We start from the raw sequence: 17,826 nt of genomic DNA, 5'->3' as shown, positions 1-17,826 counted from the left end.
GTCCCTAAAGCAATGACGTCTGGCCATTGCTGATTGCTGTGGCACGTTGCGTGAATTCATTGCCCGCATCGCCATGCAGAACTAGCGCTGGCATAAGAGATAGACCGGCACGACTGCCGCGAATGCCCGTAATCACAATGCGGATGGCGGCTGCATCAGGGCGCGGCAGGATCGGAATGATCTTCAATCCGCCAAATCGCCGGTTCAACGCTTCTAGTATCGGCGCAAGCGAAGCAGGGCGCGCAATAATCGAGACGCTTCCGCCGGGACGAAGCAGAGCCGATGCCGTGCGCAACCATTGGTCAAACATTCCCTCGGGCATAACATGCGCTTCCGCTTTCACAGGATCGGGCGTTGCACGGTCACTCGCTTCATTGAACGGCGGATTCATGATGACGTAATCGAAGCTGTTATCGATCAGTCCTGCTTCGGTGCGTGCTTTTCCGGTGAGCGCAACATCAGCTTCCAGAATATCAATGCGATCACGCAGGGCAGCATTCAGTGGATGGTTCACGCTTTTGTGCGCAAAGCCGAGCATAAAGCCAGAGCGTTCTATAAGTGTCACGCGTGCATCTTTATACCGCGCCGCAACCGCCAGACCCGCAGCGCCCGCGCCGCTTCCAAGATCGGCGAGACGGCCTTTGAAGTCATTCGGCACACTGCTTGCGAGAATCATTGCGTCCACGCCAGAGCGATGGCCTTTCATCGCAGGTTGCACGAGATGAAATGCGCCGCGATGAAACACATCCAGCGTTTCTTCTATTTGTTCAGGCACTTTATTTGCCATGTTCTTTGAGTTCATGCTCCAGACCGGCATCAATTAGGTAGCGTCTGGCTTCATCCAGTCTGTCTTCTTCAACCAGAAAACGTCTCGGTATTATGCCGAGTGAACCTTCAAGAATGCTCATATTGGTATCAGCGATGAAATAGATGATGCCAGCTTCTTTCATCAGAGCTTCAGCAACTGACAGCAAAACGGAATCATTTGTGCGCATAAGTTCGATCATTTCGACACTCTGTATTCAATAGACCGCATTGACAACTGCCTCCTTCAATGGTGAACAGGCTCTGAATAAAAAAGCTTGGGCGTTGCAGGGGCTGTGAGGCACCTTGAGCGTTCTGATCCACGCACATAGTGTGGTCAGCAGCTAGGAGTAACGGCATTGGGTGTGGTTTTGAATCTTGACGGGAATACGAAGCGGGAAGGATCGGTTCAGCCTCTGGTCGATCTGACAAAGGCTGATATGGGTCGTGTAAACGAGCTGATCCTGTCTCGTGCCGGCTCCGATGTTGAGATGATCCCGGAAGTGGCAAACCACCTGATTTCATCCGGTGGCAAGCGCCTTCGCCCGATGATGACGCTCGCAAGTGCGCGTATGTTTGGCTATGAAGGCGAAGGCCATGTACGCCTCGCTACTGCCGTCGAATTTATGCACACAGCAACGCTTCTTCATGATGATGTGGTTGATGAAAGCGATCTGCGTCGCGGCAAAAGCACAGCACGCATGATCTGGGGAAATCAGGCAAGCGTTCTGGTTGGCGACTTCCTGCTCGGTCAGGCTTTCAAGATGATGGTCGATGTCGGCTCGCTTGATGCGCTGGATGTACTTGCAACCTCTGCTTCGGTGATTGCCGAAGGTGAAGTGATGCAGCTCGCTGCGGCTAAGAACATGGAAACCACTGAAGACGAATATCTGGCAGTGATCAAAGCTAAGACCGCCGCGCTGTTTTCTGCTGCTGCGGAAGTTGGCCCGATCATCGCAGATGCAAAGCCCTCTGATCGTGCGGCTCTTCGTGATTATGGTCTTTACCTCGGCCTCGCATTCCAGCTTGTCGACGATGCGCTTGATTATGGTGGCTCTGCCGCTGATCTGGGCAAGAACACCGGCGATGATTTCCGCGAAGGCAAGATCACACTGCCGGTTATCCTGAGCTATCGTCATGGCTCGGATGATGAGCGTGCTTTCTGGAAGCATGCCATCGAAGAAGGTGCGAGTGATGACGCTTCGCTCGAAAAAGCCATTGGCCTGATGCTGAAGCATGGCGCTATTGCTGAAACTGTTCAGCGCGCACGCGACTTTGGTGAAATGGCCCGCGATGCTTTGGCGCCGCTGAATGCGTCCCCTGAAAAGGATGCGCTGATTGAAGTCATCGACTTCTGCATCAGCCGGGTGAACTGATTTGCTGCATAGCTAATTGAATAGAATAAAAGAAAAGCATCCATCACGGATGCTTTTTTCTAGCATGTCGCCCGAAAGTGGAAACCGGTTTCGGGTTGACGACATGCTGATAAAGAATAACAAGAAAAGCATCCATCACGGATGCTTTTCTTGCGCTTGGACCCCAAAAAGGCCATGCTTGAGGCTCCTCTAAACAGAGGGTGCTTATACGGAATCGGAAAGAGGACTGAGCTTTATGCGGCAGGGATCTAAACGTCGTCCGCTTTACGGATTGCTTTTTCTGGCTTTGGCTGGAGTGGCGATGCCGTTCAATGCGGCAATGGCTAAAACAAGTATAGATCCGGCTCCACAAGTCCGCGCGGGTTCCTTTGCAGGCGCTTATCTTGCTGCGCTTACCGCTGAATCCGACAACAATATTTCCGCAGCCGTCGATTTTTATCGTCAGGCTATGGCTTTTGATCCGAGCAATGATCTTATCAAGCAAAATCTTCTACTCGCATTGCTGACCGAAGGTCGTTTCAAAGAAGCATTGCCAATTGCCGAAGAACTGAAAGATCAGCCAGAGATTGAACGCTTTTCTCGCGTTGCGCTGGCGATTGATGCTCTTTCGAAAAAACAATATCGCAAAACTGAGCCGTTGCTGATGCTATCGGTGAAGTCCGACATGGACGAACTCGCGACTAATCTTATTAGCGCATGGGTGAAAGTCGGGCAGGGAAATGCACAGGAAGCGCTTTCCGATGTCGTCAATATCAAAGGGCCGGAATGGTACAACCTGTTTCGCATCTATAATGCGGCGATGATTGCCGATGTTGCTGGTCTGAGAACAGATGCGCGCAACTACTACCAGCAGGCTGTTGATGATCGTCAGGGTGGTGCTGCTGCTCCTGATACCTATGAACGCGTTGTCATGTCATATGCTTCGTTCAAGCTGCGTCGCGGCGACAGGGCAGGGGCGATCAAGCTTCTCAAGGATGCTGAAGAGCTTTTGAATGGCCGTATAACGATCACTGCACTGCGTGAGAAACTCGAAAACGGTGAGAGACATCGCCGTTTGGTTAACAACGCGCAGCAGGGCGTCGGCGAAGTGCTTTATACGCTTGGCACTGCGATCAATCGCGGCGGGGCAGAAGCCTTTGCCAAGCTTTATCTGCAAATGTCGCTGCCACTACGCCCTGATAATGACGCAACGCTTTATCAGCTTGGTGATATTTCCGCCAAGCTGCGCCAACCAGAACAGGCCATTCGATATTATGCGCGCGTGCCGGAATGGTCGCCTTACAGGCGTGATGCGGAAATGCAGCGTGCGCTCAATCTCGCTGAAAACGAAAAGACTGGCGATGCAATCGGACAGCTCAAAACGTTGCTAAAGCGCGACAAGACAGATATCCGCACTTATCTCGCATTGGGCGGCGTCTATGCGCAGGACAAGAATTTTGCCGATGCTGCGAAAATCTATGATGCGGCTGTTGAGCAGATTGAAAAGCCAGAGCGCAAGGATTGGCCGGTTTTCTATCAGCGCGGCATCGCGCATGAGCGGCTGAAGGAATGGGATCAGGCGGAGCCGAATTTCCGTAAGGCGCTGGAGCTTTATCCGGATCAGCCACAGGTTCTCAATTATCTTGGCTATTCGTGGGTTGATCGTGGTGAAAACCTTGATGAAGCGCTCGGCATGATCAAGAAGGCGGTCGATCTGCGCCCACAAGATGGCTATATCGTCGATTCGCTTGGCTGGGCTTATTACAAGCTGGGCCGTTATCCGGAAGCCGTCGTTGAGCTTGAAAAGGCCGTAAAGCTTCGCCCCGAAGACCCGACCATTAACGATCACCTTGGCGATGCCTACTGGCGGACGGGTCGTCAGCTGGAAGCGACGTTCCAATGGAACCATGCCATTGCTGGCAAGCCTGAGCCAGAAGAACTGGTCAAGATCGAAGAGAAGCTGAAAAAGGGTCTGGCGCCGGATCCTAATCCTTCTGAAGCGTCAGTTCAGGATAAGAACCTGACCCCGGCAAAAGCCCCTGAAAGCAAAACCGAATAGTTTTTAAGCCCGGAAGTCTCATCGATTTCCGGGCTTTCTATTTGTCGATGTTTGCTTGCGAGCGTTCAGCGATCAAATGTCATGCTTGACCGTGGCAGGCGGACAAATTAGACCGGGCCAATCATTTCAATAACAAGGCCTGACCCTGTGTCCAGTACGTTGCCAGCACATATGCACCCCACCCGTTCCTTTCAGGGTCTGATCCTGACGCTCCATAATTATTGGGCGGAACACGGTTGCGCTATTTTGCAGCCTTACGACATGGAAGTCGGGGCGGGTACGTTCCACCCGGCAACCACATTGCGTTCGCTTGGGCCAAAGCCTTGGAAAGCTGCCTATGTGCAGCCATCGCGCCGTCCAAAAGATGGCCGCTATGGTGAAAATCCAAACCGCTTGCAGCATTATTATCAGTATCAGGTGATCATCAAGCCATCGCCGCCGAACCTTCAGGATCTTTATCTGGGTTCGCTGCGCGCCATCGGTCTTGATCCGACGCTGCATGATGTGCGCTTTGTGGAAGACGACTGGGAAAGCCCGACGCTTGGCGCTTGGGGCCTTGGCTGGGAGTGCTGGTGCGATGGCATGGAAGTGTCGCAGTTCACTTATTTCCAGCAGGTTTGTGGCATTGAATGTTCGCCGGTTGCGGGTGAGTTGACCTATGGTCTTGAACGCCTCGCCATGTATGTCCAGGGCGTGGACAATGTCTATGACCTTAACTTCAATGGTCTCGAAGGCGATGAAAAACTCACCTATGGCGATGTTTTCCTGCAAGCCGAGCAGGAATATTCCCGTTACAATTTTGAAATGGCCAATACCGAAATCCTGTATCAGCATTTTATCGATGCAGAGCGCGAATGCGAGGCCATTTTGAAGGCGGGCAGCACGGGCGAAGGCTCGCTGCATAAGTGTGTATTTCCGGCCTATGACCAGTGCATCAAGGCATCTCACGTTTTCAACCTGATGGATGCGCGTGGCGTGATCTCGGTGACTGAACGCCAGAGCTATATTCTGCGCGTGCGCAATCTCGCGCGTCAGTGCGGCGAAGCGTTCCTTTTGACGGATGCCGGTGGTTTTAATCTCAAGCGTGAGGGCGAGTAATTATTATGCCTGATTTATTGCTCGAACTGTTTTCTGAAGAAATCCCGGCACGTATGCAGCGCAAGGCTGCCGGTGATCTCAAGAAGATGATCACCGATGGTCTGGTGGAAGCTGGTCTCACCTATGAGGCAACCACTGCCTATTGGACCCCGCGTCGTTTGACGCTCGATATTCGTGGACTGACTGTGCGCTCAAAAGACGTCCATGAAGACGTCAAGGGTCCGTCAGTTACCGCACCTGACCAGGCAATTGCAGGCTTTCTGCGCAAGGCTGGTCTCTCGGATGTTTCTCAGGCGCATGTGCATTCCGATCCAAAGAAGGGTGATTTCTACGTTGCCCATCTGACAAAGCCGGGCCGTGCTGCAGAAGAAATCATCGCCGAACTCGTGCCGCAGACAATCCGTAATTTCCCATGGCCAAAGTCCATGCGCTGGGGTGCGGCTTCCAATAAGCCGGGTGCGCTACGCTGGGTGCGTCCGCTACAATCGATCCTCTGCACGTTTGGACCTGAAACCGAAGAAACCGTTGTGGTAGAGTTCGACGTTGACGGTATCAAGTCGGGCAATGTCACCTATGGTCATCGATTCCTAAGCGATGGTCAGGCGATCAAAGTGCGCCGTTTTGAGGATTACGTCGATAAGCTTGAAAAGGCCTTCGTTGTTCTGGATGCGGAGCGTCGCAAGGAAATTATCTCGCAGGATGCGCATAATCTCGCTTTCGCATCCGGTTTGGAGCTGGTCGAAGACGCGGGCCTTCTTGAAGAAGTTTCGGGTCTGGTCGAATGGCCTGTGGTGCTAATGGGCGAGTTTGAGGAAGAGTTCCTCGCGATCCCGCCGGAAGTCATTCAGCTCACCATCCGCGTGAACCAGAAATGCTTTGTCACCCGCAAGCAGGGCGAAACGGAAGCGCTGTCGAACAAGTTCATTCTGGTGTCGAATATCGCAGCGCGCGATGGCGGCACGGAAATCGCTTATGGTAACGGCAAGGTCGTGCGCGCACGCCTGTCTGATGCGCTCTATTTCTGGCACACAGATCAGCATGATCTGCCTGATCTCGATAAGCTTGCGGCATCGGGTGAGAAGTTCGGCCTTGATCTCAAAAAGCCGCTCGATCAGCGCATGGCGCGCCTCGACGGCCTCAATGTGACCTTCCATGCTAAGCTCGGTACGCAAGGCGCACGCGTTGAGCGTATTCGTGAGCTTGCAAGTCAGATTGCGCCGCTGGTCGGTGCTGATCCAAAGCTTGCATCGCGCGCAGCAGTTCTGGCAAAAGCTGATCTGACCACGGAAGTTGTGGGAGAATTCCCTGAGCTTCAGGGTGCAATGGGCCGCAAATATGCGCTCCTTCAGGGGGAAAACGAATCCGTCGCAACGGCTCTCGAAGAACATTACAAGCCGCAGGGTCCGTCTGATTTCGTGCCGAAAAGCCCGGTTTCGGTTGCCGTTGCTCTGGCTGATAAGCTCGATACGCTGGTTGGCTTCTGGGCAATTGACGAAAAGCCAACCGGCTCGAAAGACCCGTTTGCACTGCGTCGTGCAGCACTGGGCGTGATCCGCCTGATTCTGTCGCAGGATTGGAAATTTCCGCTCTTGCCACTTCTGCGCTCGGCTTATGCGTCGCTTAAAGAAGGTCAGGTTCAGCGCAAGCTGCGCGAGTTTGAAACAAAGCTTCTGTCTGAAAAGTCGGGCGATGTGGACGGTGAACAGGACGTCGATAACGCACTGCGTAATCTTGAAACAAAGGCGCGTTCGGAAATCGAAGCCAATGCTGAACCATTGTTGGCTGATCTTCTGTCCTTCCTGCATGACCGCTTCAAGGTTCATCTGAAGGAAGAAGGCGCGCGCTATGACGCGATTGATGCGGTTCTGACATCGGATGCCGATAATCTTCTGCTGGTTGCCCGTCGTCTGGAAGCGTTGATCGTCTTCATCAATGAGGAAGACGGCAAGAATCTTTTGGCTGGTGCCAAGCGCGCCGCCAATATTTTGGCTGCGGAAGAAAAGAAGGGCACAGAGGTCGCGCAAAGCGTTGATGCTGCTCTGCTGAAGCTCGACGAGGAAAAGGCGCTCTATGCGGCTGTGACCCTCGCATCCACTGAAGCCGAAGAAGCCATTGCCCGCGAAGATTTCGGCGGTGCAATGCTGGCACTCGCCAAGCTGCGTGGTCCGGTCGATACATTCTTTGAGAGCGTATTGGTCAATGACGAGGACGAAAACGTCCGTGCCAATCGTTTGGCACTGCTTGAACAAATCCGCACTGCCACCAGTAAAGTGGCCGATTTCTCGAAAATCGCCGGATAAACACAAAAGGCTGCCTTCTAGGCGGCCTTTTTCATAACTCATTCCGATCTTGCATCAACTGCGCATAGGAGTCTCTTGCTCAGAAGCGACGCTTTGTGTAGCTAAAGCGCATCCTGAAAAGTGTGAAACGGTTTTCAGAAAAGATGCGCGTCTCTGACACGGCAGGAGAATGACCTTGGCCGATATTCTGGAATTCGATGAAAAAGCTGTCTCGCGCGCGGTAGAAGTACTCGCCCGCGGTGGCCTTGTCGCGATTCCGACTGAGACGGTCTATGGTCTTGCCGCTGACGCATCACATGGTGAAGGCGTGGCCGGTATTTTTGCCGCCAAAGGTCGCCCGCAGTTTAACCCGCTCATTGCCCATGTGAACAGCATAGCTATGGCCGAGCGTTATGTGACGTTTGATACCATTTCGCGCAGGCTCGCAGAGAGATTCTGGCCGGGACCACTCACAATTGTTCTGCCGCTCAAAGCAACGCAAGACACGCCGCGCCCGATTCATTCGCTGGTGACGGCGGGGCTTGATACGCTGGCCATCCGTATGCCAACCGGCCAAGTGCGGGATGTTATAAAACAACTCGACAGCCCTGTGGCAGCACCGAGCGCTAATACATCGGGCCGCATCAGCCCAACATCGGCCAAAGCCGTGGCCGATGATTTGGGCCGTAAGATCGACCTTATTCTTGATGCCGGTCCATGTGGCGTGGGTGTTGAATCGACAATCGTCAAAGTCGATGGCGAGCGCGTGCATCTGCTGCGCCCCGGTGGGCTGGCCGCAGAAGAGATTGAAGCGTTTCTTGGCGTGAAGCTTATCCGCGCTGAGCATAATGCAGCCATTCAAGCACCGGGCATGATGGAATCTCATTATGCACCGGATGCTGCAATGCGCCTTGATGTTAAGATTGTGGAGCCCGGCGAGGCGCTGCTGGCCTTTGGGTCGACACGCGTTGCAGGCGGCGATGAAGCTACCCAAATTCTCAATCTCAGCGAAAGCGGCGATTTGCGCGAAGCAGCAAGCAACCTGTTTGACTTCATGCGCAAGCTTGATGCGACGGGTGCCGTAACAATCGCTGTTGAACCCATTCCGTTTGATGGTCTCGGTGAGGCCATCAATGATCGTCTTAAACGTGCGGCGGCCCCGCGCTAGTTCCCCAAACATTCAAGAGAAGCACATGCTCGAAACTGCCCTGATCGAACGTTTTGCAGCCATCGTTGGCGACAAGAATGCGCTGACCGCGCCAGAAGACATTGCGCCTTTTATGATTGAGCAGCGCGATCTTTATCAGGGGCACTCGCCGCTGGTGCTGCGCCCCGCTTCGACGGAAGAAGTTTCTGCAGTCATGAAGCTTGCCAATGAAACTAAGACGCCAGTGGTTCCGCAGGGCGGCAATACCGGTCTTGTTGGTGGTCAGACGCCAGATCAGAGCAACACAGCAATCGTGCTGTCGCTGGGCCGCATGAACAAGGTGCGTGCGGTTGATCCGGTCGGCAATCTGGTAACTGTTGAAGCCGGTGTGATCCTGAAAAACCTTCAGGACGAAGCGCAGAAGGTCGGCCGTCTGTTCCCGCTGTCGCTTGGTGCCGAAGGTTCTTGTCAGGTTGGCGGTAATCTTGGTTCCAATGCAGGCGGCACCGCTGTTCTGGCCTATGGCAATATGCGCGAGCTTTGCCTTGGCCTTGAAGTGGTTCTGCCAAATGGCGAGATTCTCAACGATCTGCGCTATGTCAAGAAAGACAACACCGGCTACGACCTGAAAGACCTCTTCATCGGTTCTGAAGGCACGCTTGGCATCATCACTGCAGCCGTTTTGAAGATTTACCCGCAGCCAAAGGGCAAGGGCGTGGCCTATGCTGGTCTGCGCAGCCCGGAAGATGTGCTGCGCCTGTTCCAGCTTTCAACCGAACATGCAGGCCCATCGCTAACTGGCTTTGAATTGATGCCGCGCGTCGGTGTTGAGTTTACTATTGCCCATGTTGATGGTGTTCGTGATCCGTTGGAAAGCCCGCATGATTGGTATGTGCTGGTTGATATTTCCTCATCCCGTTCGGAAGATGATGCACGCACGACGCTTGAAACCATTCTGACCGAAGCGTTCGAGAATGACATCATTCAGGATGCGGCCATTGCTGAAAGCGTCGCACAGGCGCAGATGTTCTGGAAAATGCGTGAGGAAATGTCCTGGGCGCAGAAACCAGAAGGTGGCTCGATCAAGCACGACATTTCCGTGCCTGTCGCGAAAATCCCTGAATTCATTGCAGAAGCCAATGCAGCAACGCTGGAAATGATTCCGGGTTCGCGCATCGTTTGCTTCGGCCATATTGGCGACGGTAATCTGCACTATAACGTGTCGCAACCGATTGGTGCCGACAAGGAAGCATTCCTTGCGCGCTGGCACGAATTAAATCATCGCATTCACACAATTGTTGCGTCTTATACCGGATCGATCTCCGCAGAGCATGGTATCGGCGTGCTGAAACGCGAAGAGCTTGCCTTCTTCAAGCAGGACGTAGCGCTTGAATTGATGCGCCATATTAAGAAATCATTCGATCCCAATGGCATCATGAATCCGGGTAAAGTGCTGTAATTAAGAGCGCATCTCGAAAAGTGCGAAGCGGTTTTCGAGAAAGATGCGCGTGGAATCAAATGCTTATGCCACCGATCTGATTTTTTCAGATCGGTGGCATAAGCGAAATATGACGAAAACGAGGCGGGCAGGCAACTGTCCGCCTTTTCATTTATGTAAACGAAAATTAGCAAGAATTACCGAGTTCTTACAGCTGGTTGTAAAGCAGTAACCAAATGAAAAAGCAGGGAAAAGTTAACCTAACGCGTTAAGCGCCTCGGTAATAACCATCGCCTATTCTCTAAATCAACAAGAGCGAACATGCTCAAAAGAGAAGTCGGAATAACTGGCTCTCAACAAAACAGGCAGAGATAGACAGAGGCGTCGAAGATGATGAGCAACGGACAGAAGAAGCCAGAATGGGCAGGTCAGGAACTTCGGCTTGATCCTTTTCACCTTCCGCAGGTTGTGACTTACCCGGCAGAAGATTGCGATGCAGACGTGACATTCACCATCAGCGAACGTGGTGCGGTTATGCGTCAGATCCTGCCTTCGAGCGGTCTGCCGATGTCGATTGCGCTGCCGATCAATGCATTTGTGGGTGTGGTTGCCCGTGCTGTTGAAGATGAATTCGGCGAAATCACCGTAACGCTCGAACTGATGCATGAAGATCCACAGCTATCAGTGCCGCTGCTCGTCGCACATGATCTGGCTGATGTTGCTGCCGACTGGCGCGCATGGGCTGCAACTTTCAACCTGCCGATGATGCTGGTTGAAGAAGATGGTGTTGCGCGTCCGCTTTACGAAAGCACCGGCCCGGTTCGTACTGCTGAGCCACAGGCGCGCCGTCAGGGACAGGAACCACGTCGCCGTCGTCCGCGTTTTCTCGCACGTCGCAAGACCGGTTCACTGGGTGTTCGTATGGTGATCGAAGGTCGTGAGATTATTGCAAGGAACTAGAGCGCATCCCGAAAAGTGTGAAGCGGTTTTCGGAACAAGATGCGCGTAATAACGCATAAATCATCACATTCGCGTGTGAACACGTTCTCGTCGGATTTCTGTACTATCTAAGAATGAACGCGCCGCTTGGTGGTTGTCTGGAAAGACGAAGGACCTTTCCAGATATTAAAGGCCACGATGCCGGAGCAACAAATTGGCTGACCTCCAACAAAGCCACCCGGATGGTATTCCCATCCGGGTATCTTTTTGCCTGTTTATTTCTTGCGGCTGAGAAATGCCATCACGGCTTCACGCGCTTCATCCGAAGTTAGCCGTTCGGCAAAGTGTTTTGCTTCGCGTTGAATGCGATCAGCAACAGGCTCGGCAGGCATCCGCATCAGGCTGCGTGCAATCTGCATGGCTTGAGGGGGCTTTGCGGCGATTTCGTCTGCGGCTTGAATGACCTGTGCTTCAAGGTCGCTGCTTTCGACGATCTTATACACAATGCCAGCTTCAAGTGCGGCCTGTGCATCGAAACCATGGCCGACTGCCAGAAGTGCAAAGGCCTTTTGGTGCCCCATAAGCGGTGGTGCAAGCAGGCTGGATGCTGCTTCCGGTACAAGCCCCAGATCGACAAATGGTGTACGGAACAGTGCGTGGCTGGTGGCGAATGTCAAATCGCAATGTAGATGAATAGTTGTTCCGATACCAATCGCCAGACCATCGACGCCGGAGACAATTGGCTTCTTCGCGCTCGATAGAGCGGTGAGGAAGTCGAGGATTTCTTGTCCAAGGCTTCCGCCTGATGCAGCAGCCATGAAATCCTGCATGTCGTTGCCGGATGAAAATGCTCCCGGCACGCCAAGGAACACGTGCACCCGAACGGCGTCATCAGCATCACCATCGACAAGCGCCTTAGCCATGGTGGCATACATGGCGCGAGTGATAGCGTTTTTCTTGTCAGCTCGGTTCAGCAGGATAATCTGCACCGCATCTCTGCGTTCGATCAGAACATGTTCGCTCATATTCATCCCTCCAATGCGGATTTAGCGGCTGCAAGGCTGGATGCGCCTGTGATGACGGTGTCTTTGAGAGAAGACACTTCCGCCAGCATGTTTTCTGCAAAGAAGCGGCAGAGAGCTGCGCGGCCATTATCATCGCTGGTCAACGCTGCCCGCGCCAGATATGCGCCGCCAGCAGTCAACGAAAGCAGGCGCTGATAAGGTGTGGCACCAGCCAGTGCTTCCTCTGTGCGACCTTCGGCTGCTGCCTTTTGCAGCCATTCGGTTGCTTCGCGGGCTTCACTGATGGCAGTGGAGAGGCGTGATCCGGTTTCGCCTAGTTCAGGACGGTTCGAGGTCGTGGCCTTATCTGCTTCGTCCTGCAGCTCTGCAAAGAAGCCCTTGATATGCTCGCCATTGCCTAGCGGCAATTTGCGTAGCACAAGATCGATAGCTTGAATGCCGTTTGTACCTTCATAAATCGGGGTAATGCGGGCATCGCGCAGCAATTGTGCTGCACCTGTTTCCTCAATGAAGCCCATTCCGCCATGGATCTGCACACCAAGCGAGGCAACATCCACACCAACGTCAGTTGAAAAGCTTTTCGCCAAGGGTGTCAGAAGTCCCGCGCGTTCCGACCAGAATTGCTCGTCTGCGTCTTCAGTTGCATGGCTCATATCGATGGCATGGGCGCAGGAATAGGTGATCGCGCGAGCAACCTGCGTCAGCGCCTTCATAGTTAGCAACATCCGCTGCACGTCTGGATGCTCAATGATTGGGCTCATGCCGGCTTTCGGATCGCCACCAAGCGCGCGGCCCTGCCTGCGTTCTTTCGCATAGTTCAAAGCTTGCTGATAAGCGGCTTCCGCAACGCCTACGCCCTGAATGCCGACCAGCAGGCGGGCATTGTTCATCATGGTGAACATACAGGCGAGGCCGCGATTTTCTTCGCCAATCAAATAACCGACTGCGCCTGTTTCCTCTCCTTTCACAAAACCATCGCCATAGATCATGGTGCAGGTGGGGGAGGCGTGGATGCCCATCTTATGTTCAAGGCCAGAGCAGAACACGTCATTGCGACGTCCGAGCGAACCATTCGCATCGACGAGAAATTTAGGGACGAGAAACAGCGATATGCCTTTGGTGCCAGCAGGGGCATCGGGCAGGCGGGCTAGCACGAGATGAACGATGTTGTCGGTCAGGTCATGTTCACCATAGGTGATAAAAATCTTTTGGCCGAAGATGCGATAAGAGCCGTTATCGCTGCGCTCGGCGCGGGTGCGCAATGCTCCCACATCAGAACCCGCCTGCGGCTCGGTCAGGTTCATGGTGCCCATCCATTCGCCGGAAATGAGCTTTTCGAGATAAATATCTTTGAGTTCTTTAGAAGCGTGCTTTTCCAACGCTTCAACAGCGCCCATCGTGAGCGTGGGAGCAATGGCAAAAGCCAATGTGCCGGAATTCCACATTTCGCTGACAGCAACCGACATCATGGTCGGTAACCCCTGACCGCCATATTCGGTCGTACCGGTCAGCGAATTCCAGCCGCCTGCAATCCAGTCGGCATAAAGCTCTTTCCAACGGGGAGCGGTTGTGACAACGCCGTCTTTAACGCTCGCCCCGTGTTTGTCGCCGGGAATGCGAAGCGGTTCCACGCGCTCAGCGGCGAACTTGCCCGCTTCTTCCAGAATGGCTTCAGCCAGATCAGAGGAAAACTCGGGAAACCGATTGTCTGCGATTGCTTTTTCAAGGCCTGCGACTTTCATCAGTGTATGCGAAATTTCAGAAACCGGGGCGCGATACATCTTTCCTCCTAAACCTTCTCCTCAAAAGGCTACGAATTGCGTTTTCTCAATGCGCATCATTTCCAAAAGACGCTTCAAACCTATCGGGATGCACTTTGATATTCAGCAATTCGATCAGCCTTGGGGCTGGATATATTTAAGAGCTATCGGCTTATTACGTAAACGTCAATATTCGTGCAAAGAACTTATTATGATTTTGGTGGCTGGTTCGGAAATTATTCGCTTTGATCGCGTTCGAGGCGGGCCGCTCGAAGACGCGCAGTTTTCGCATCCACAGCGTCGCGTTCCGTTTTCATGATCGCTTTAGCCGCTTTGTCCGTGGTGGCGTTTTTCGCTTCGATTCTTGAAGGATTGGGCTTGAAGAGTGTGTCTTTGGTGAGGTTTTCGTTGTCGTTATCAGACATGGACGGTTCTCCCATCATTGCTGCAGTGCAGCGTCGCACGAGTGTGGTGGATTTGCAGTTCCTACCATTTGTGTTGCATTCACGTTTAGGAACTTCAAAACCTTAAGCCAAACTAGATTCAAAAGTTTACTAGTATGGCTCGCTCCAAGTGCTGCTTCCAAGTGATACGAATTTCAGGTTCGCGATACTCGGTGCGGTCATCACCGTTAAGGTGACAAATAAAAAGGCCGGGCATGGACCCGACCTTCATAAGTCTCAACAATCGATGCCAGTACATCCGTGGTCAAAGATTGGAGACAAATTTCTTAGCGCAATCACGCAAGCGGAGTTTTGAAACGCCGCTTGAATAATTATTAGAGCGCCTGCAGGTTTTCAGCTGCATTCTTGCCCGAACGGCGATCAGCAACGACGTCGAAGCTAACCTTCTGGCCTTCGTTGAGCGAGCTCAGGCCCGAACGTTCAACAGCAGAGATGTGAACGAACACGTCTACGCCGCCGTCATCAGGCTGAATGAAGCCGAAGCCTTTAGTTGAATTGAAGAATTTTACTGTTCCGTTTGCCATGTTGAATACCTTTCAAATCGCACGGTTAAAATATAATGATCCATACGGACCATCGCCGAATTTCACGAGTTTGAAAGAAGTACCGGGTGGCGAAAGAGGCACGCCGCAACATTCGAAAACAAAATCGATGAGACACATATATGCGGCAATTCGTACTTTTACAAGGCACTTTTCCGAAATTGAGAAAAATATTACGATAAGTACAAATTATAGGGATCCAATGAATACTGATTAACGTAATACAAAGGTAGTTTTTTAAACGTGCCTTATGTCTAAATGCTGTGTGAATGCTGATTTTCCTGTAAAGAATAGCCTCGTTCTTAATGAAATTTTCTTCGTATTCCTTTAACTCGTGAGAATGTTGAAAGGTGCTGATATATGACGCTCGTTCCGTATTTTCTCACTGTTAATCTTACGGTTTCGTGCGTTTTCATTCTGACATTCGCTTTTGTAGCTATGCAGGAGCGCAATTATGCTGCCCCGCGCTGGTTTACATTAGCGGCGATCGCGGCAGCACTCGTCTCAATATTCGGTTACTGGATTCCGGTTGCGATCAACGCGCGGCTGCTTGTCATCATTTCATTTGCGCTTTCAATGACGGCATTCCTGGCAGCCATTATCGGGTTGCAAAGTATTTACCGCCAGAAAATCGATTGGAAATTGATCGGTGGATTTTTCGTCGCCGCGATACTTTGCAATATGTTGATTTCAGAACTGCCGCGCACGTCGTTTCTGCATCGCTTTTTGTATCAGCTACCACTTTGTGTCGCGCAGCTTTTAATGATACGCGTGATTTATCGCTCCGGAATGCCGCGCCTCGCTGATAGGCTGATGATGGCACTCGCTGTTGTTGCCTGCCTTCATTACTTCTCGAAAGCTTTTCTAATCTCTGGTCCGGGTGCGGATATAAGGCCTGATGATCCAGCCAATACGATGCATGTGATTTTATCGCTCTCAATTGGCGTGTTTGTGCATGTCGTGCGTGGTTTGCTGCTGCTTCTGACCACTGTTTCTCACATGGTGGGGGAGGCGAGCGAGCAATCAGAGGTGGACGAACTTTCGCAGATTTATAACCGCCGCGGTTTTGACCGGCATGTTTCTCGCGTGCTGGCCCGCAAAGGTGCGCGTATTCGCTATTCGGTAATTATGAGCGATCTTGATTTCTTCAAACGCGTTAATGACACCTATGGTCACGATGGTGGTGATCGGGTGATCGCGGCCTTTGGCAAATTGCTTAACACGCAACTCCCCAAAACAGCAGTAGCTGCGCGTATGGGTGGTGAAGAGTTCGTGGTGTTTATTCCGGATGCGGATATGGAATCTGCCGAAAGCCTGGCGCAGAATTTGCGCGAATCTCTCAGCAAGTTACGATTTGCCGAAAAAGCACCCGATTGGGGGCCAACCGCAAGCTTTGGTGTCGCTGAACAGGTAGACGAGGAAAGCCTCTATGAGACGATGCGCCGTGCGGACTCGGCGCTGTATGATGCGAAGAATGCCGGTAGAAACCGGGTTCATATAGCGTGAGTTATTCGCCTGAGCGTTCGCGTTCAACAGCACGCCAGCCGATGTCAGAACGATAAAAGCCTTCCGGCCAGTTCACCTGCTTCACGGCGTCATAGGCTTTGCCCTGAGCTTCTGCCACAGTTTCAGCAATGGCTGTCACGTTGAGGACGCGGCCACCATTGGCGATGAGATTGCCGTCTTTTTCTGCCGTGCCAGCGTGGAAGACTTTCAGACCATCAATGCCGTCGAGCTTTTCGAGACCGCGAATGACGCTGCCCTTCTTCACGTTGGCGGGATAGCCTTCCGCAGCCATAACAACGGTCAGGGCTGGCTGGTCTTTCCATTCGAGTTTAACTTCATCAAGTTTGCCATCAACGGCTGCATTGATGAGGTCGAGCAGATCAGTTTCAAGGCGCATCATCAGCACCTGACATTCAGGATCACCAAAGCGGGTATTGTATTCAATGAGCTTCGGGCCGTCCTTGCCGATCATCAGGCCCAGGAACAGAACGCCCGAGAACGGTGCGCCAATTTCGGCCATACCCCGCATGGTGGGTTCAATCAGCTCGCGCATAGTGCGTTCAACGATTTCAGGCGTCATCACTGGCGCAGGCGCATAAGCACCCATGCCGCCGGTGTTCGGGCCGGTGTCGCCATCGCCAACGCGTTTGTGATCCTGTGCAGAGCCGAGCGAGAGGGCAGTCTTGCCATCGCAAATGCAGAAGAAGCTTGCTTCTTCGCCTTCAAGAAACTCCTCAACGACGACTTCAGCACCGGCAGAGCCAAATGCGCCTTCAAAGCACACATCAACGGCATCGAGCGCCTCATCGAGCGTCATAGCAACGACAACGCCTTTGCCTGCGGCAAGGCCGTCGGCTTTGACAACAATTGGCGTACCCATTTCGCGAATATAGGCTTTGGCTTTTGGCGCATTGTTGAAGCGGCCATAAGCGCCGGTCGGAATATCAAAACGGGCGCAGAGATCTTTGGTAAAGCCCTTTGAGCCTTCAAGCTGGGCGGCCAGCTTGGAAGGACCGAAGACGCGAATATTCGCAGCCTGAAGATCATCAGCAAGGCCTGCAACGAGTGGCGCTTCCGGGCCAACGACAACCAGATCAATCGCATTCTGCTTGGCAAAAGCAATGACAGCCGCGTGATCGGTCACGTCGAGCGACACCAATTCTGCATATTCGGCAATGCCGGGATTGCCCGGTGCGCAGTAGAGCTTTGTCAGCTTTTCGGATGCGGCGAGTTTCCATGCCAATGCGTGTTCGCGTCCACCCGAACCGATCAACAGAACTTTCATGCCTTGCTCCCTGCGCGTGAGATCAGTAAATGTTGTTTATACGGGTCTCTATTGCCCAACGCACGAGCGGGCAAGGGCAGTGCCGCGATTTTTGGATAAAAAGCGGTCGCACCGGCATAGTTTCA

General features: G+C 52.8%; 15 protein-coding genes. 8 read left to right on the top strand and 7 right to left on the bottom strand.

The features are described from left to right. Window positions 1–4 precede the first annotated feature (4 nt). Both ACOZHT_RS02770 and ACOZHT_RS02765 read right to left on the bottom strand, forming a co-directional pair. Window positions 5–787: a tRNA1(Val) (adenine(37)-N6)-methyltransferase gene (locus ACOZHT_RS02770; RefSeq protein WP_421565313.1), complete on the bottom strand. Its 783-nt coding sequence runs from the start codon at window positions 785–787 to the stop codon at window positions 5–7. Continuing rightward, complete coding sequence (locus ACOZHT_RS02765; protein WP_339507944.1) at window positions 777–1,007, bottom strand: DUF2007 domain-containing protein; 231 nt, start codon at window positions 1,005–1,007, stop codon at window positions 777–779. Before ACOZHT_RS02765 ends, ACOZHT_RS02770 begins: the two co-directional genes overlap by 11 nt. A gap of 156 nt (window positions 1,008–1,163) precedes the next feature. Here ACOZHT_RS02765 and ACOZHT_RS02760 point away from each other — a divergent pair, with 156 nt between their 5' ends. The 7 genes from ACOZHT_RS02760 (at window position 1,164) to ACOZHT_RS02730 (ending at window position 11,140) form a co-directional block, all read left to right on the top strand. Further along, entirely contained in the window at window positions 1,164–2,180 is a 1,017-nt protein-coding gene (locus tag ACOZHT_RS02760) for a polyprenyl synthetase family protein (protein ID WP_339507946.1), read from the top strand. A gap of 235 nt (window positions 2,181–2,415) precedes the next feature. Continuing rightward, a complete protein-coding gene (locus ACOZHT_RS02755) occupies window positions 2,416–4,218 on the top strand; it encodes a tetratricopeptide repeat protein (RefSeq protein ID WP_339507948.1) in 1,803 nt (600 codons plus the stop codon). Window positions 4,219–4,389: 171 nt separating this feature from the next. Beyond that, the gene (locus ACOZHT_RS02750) at window positions 4,390–5,316 is read left to right on the top strand and encodes a glycine--tRNA ligase subunit alpha (RefSeq protein ID WP_339508897.1); all 927 of its coding nucleotides are present in this window, start codon (window positions 4,390–4,392) and stop codon (window positions 5,314–5,316) included. A gap of 5 nt (window positions 5,317–5,321) precedes the next feature. Further along, on the top strand, window positions 5,322–7,616 hold the full coding sequence (glyS, locus tag ACOZHT_RS02745; RefSeq protein ID WP_339507949.1) for a glycine--tRNA ligase subunit beta: 2,295 nt from the start codon (window positions 5,322–5,324) through the stop codon (window positions 7,614–7,616). A 169-nt stretch (window positions 7,617–7,785) separates the two neighbouring features. After that, window positions 7,786–8,763, top strand: coding sequence for an L-threonylcarbamoyladenylate synthase (locus ACOZHT_RS02740; RefSeq protein ID WP_421565312.1), 978 nt, complete (start codon window positions 7,786–7,788; stop codon window positions 8,761–8,763). 25 nt (window positions 8,764–8,788) lie between these two features. Beyond that, complete coding sequence (locus ACOZHT_RS02735) at window positions 8,789–10,201, top strand: FAD-binding oxidoreductase (RefSeq protein WP_339507952.1); 1,413 nt, start codon at window positions 8,789–8,791, stop codon at window positions 10,199–10,201. Window positions 10,202–10,570: 369 nt separating this feature from the next. Next, entirely contained in the window at window positions 10,571–11,140 is a 570-nt protein-coding gene (locus tag ACOZHT_RS02730; RefSeq protein ID WP_339507953.1) for a DUF6101 family protein, read from the top strand. Between the two features lie 254 nt (window positions 11,141–11,394). On the opposite strand, the gene ACOZHT_RS02725 is transcribed toward ACOZHT_RS02730, so the two are convergent. From ACOZHT_RS02725 to ACOZHT_RS02710, 4 genes are all read right to left on the bottom strand, one after another. Beyond that, window positions 11,395–12,144, bottom strand: coding sequence for a crotonase/enoyl-CoA hydratase family protein (locus ACOZHT_RS02725; protein ID WP_339507954.1), 750 nt, complete (start codon window positions 12,142–12,144; stop codon window positions 11,395–11,397). A gap of 2 nt (window positions 12,145–12,146) precedes the next feature. Then, window positions 12,147–13,925, bottom strand: coding sequence for an acyl-CoA dehydrogenase (locus ACOZHT_RS02720; protein WP_421565311.1), 1,779 nt, complete (start codon window positions 13,923–13,925; stop codon window positions 12,147–12,149). Window positions 13,926–14,140: 215 nt separating this feature from the next. Continuing rightward, window positions 14,141–14,329, bottom strand: coding sequence for a hypothetical protein (locus ACOZHT_RS02715; protein ID WP_339507956.1), 189 nt, complete (start codon window positions 14,327–14,329; stop codon window positions 14,141–14,143). Between the two features lie 353 nt (window positions 14,330–14,682). After that, window positions 14,683–14,892: a cold-shock protein gene (locus ACOZHT_RS02710; protein ID WP_094506436.1), complete on the bottom strand. Its 210-nt coding sequence runs from the start codon at window positions 14,890–14,892 to the stop codon at window positions 14,683–14,685. A 378-nt stretch (window positions 14,893–15,270) separates the two neighbouring features. On the opposite strand from ACOZHT_RS02710, the gene ACOZHT_RS02705 reads away from it, so the two are divergent. Continuing rightward, window positions 15,271–16,416: a diguanylate cyclase gene (locus tag ACOZHT_RS02705; RefSeq protein ID WP_339507959.1), complete on the top strand. Its 1,146-nt coding sequence runs from the start codon at window positions 15,271–15,273 to the stop codon at window positions 16,414–16,416. A 1-nt stretch (window position 16,417) separates the two neighbouring features. Here ACOZHT_RS02705 and purD read toward each other — a convergent pair whose 3' ends face one another. Beyond that, the gene (purD, locus tag ACOZHT_RS02700; RefSeq protein ID WP_421565310.1) at window positions 16,418–17,701 is read right to left on the bottom strand and encodes a phosphoribosylamine--glycine ligase; all 1,284 of its coding nucleotides are present in this window, start codon (window positions 17,699–17,701) and stop codon (window positions 16,418–16,420) included. Between the last annotated feature and the right edge of the window lie 125 nt (window positions 17,702–17,826).

This window comes from Ochrobactrum sp. EDr1-4 (assembly GCF_049199085.1).
Taxonomy (GTDB): Bacteria; Pseudomonadota; Alphaproteobacteria; order Rhizobiales; family Rhizobiaceae; genus Brucella.
Note: the sequence above shows the minus strand (reverse complement) of the source record. Positions and strands in the feature narration are given on the sequence as shown.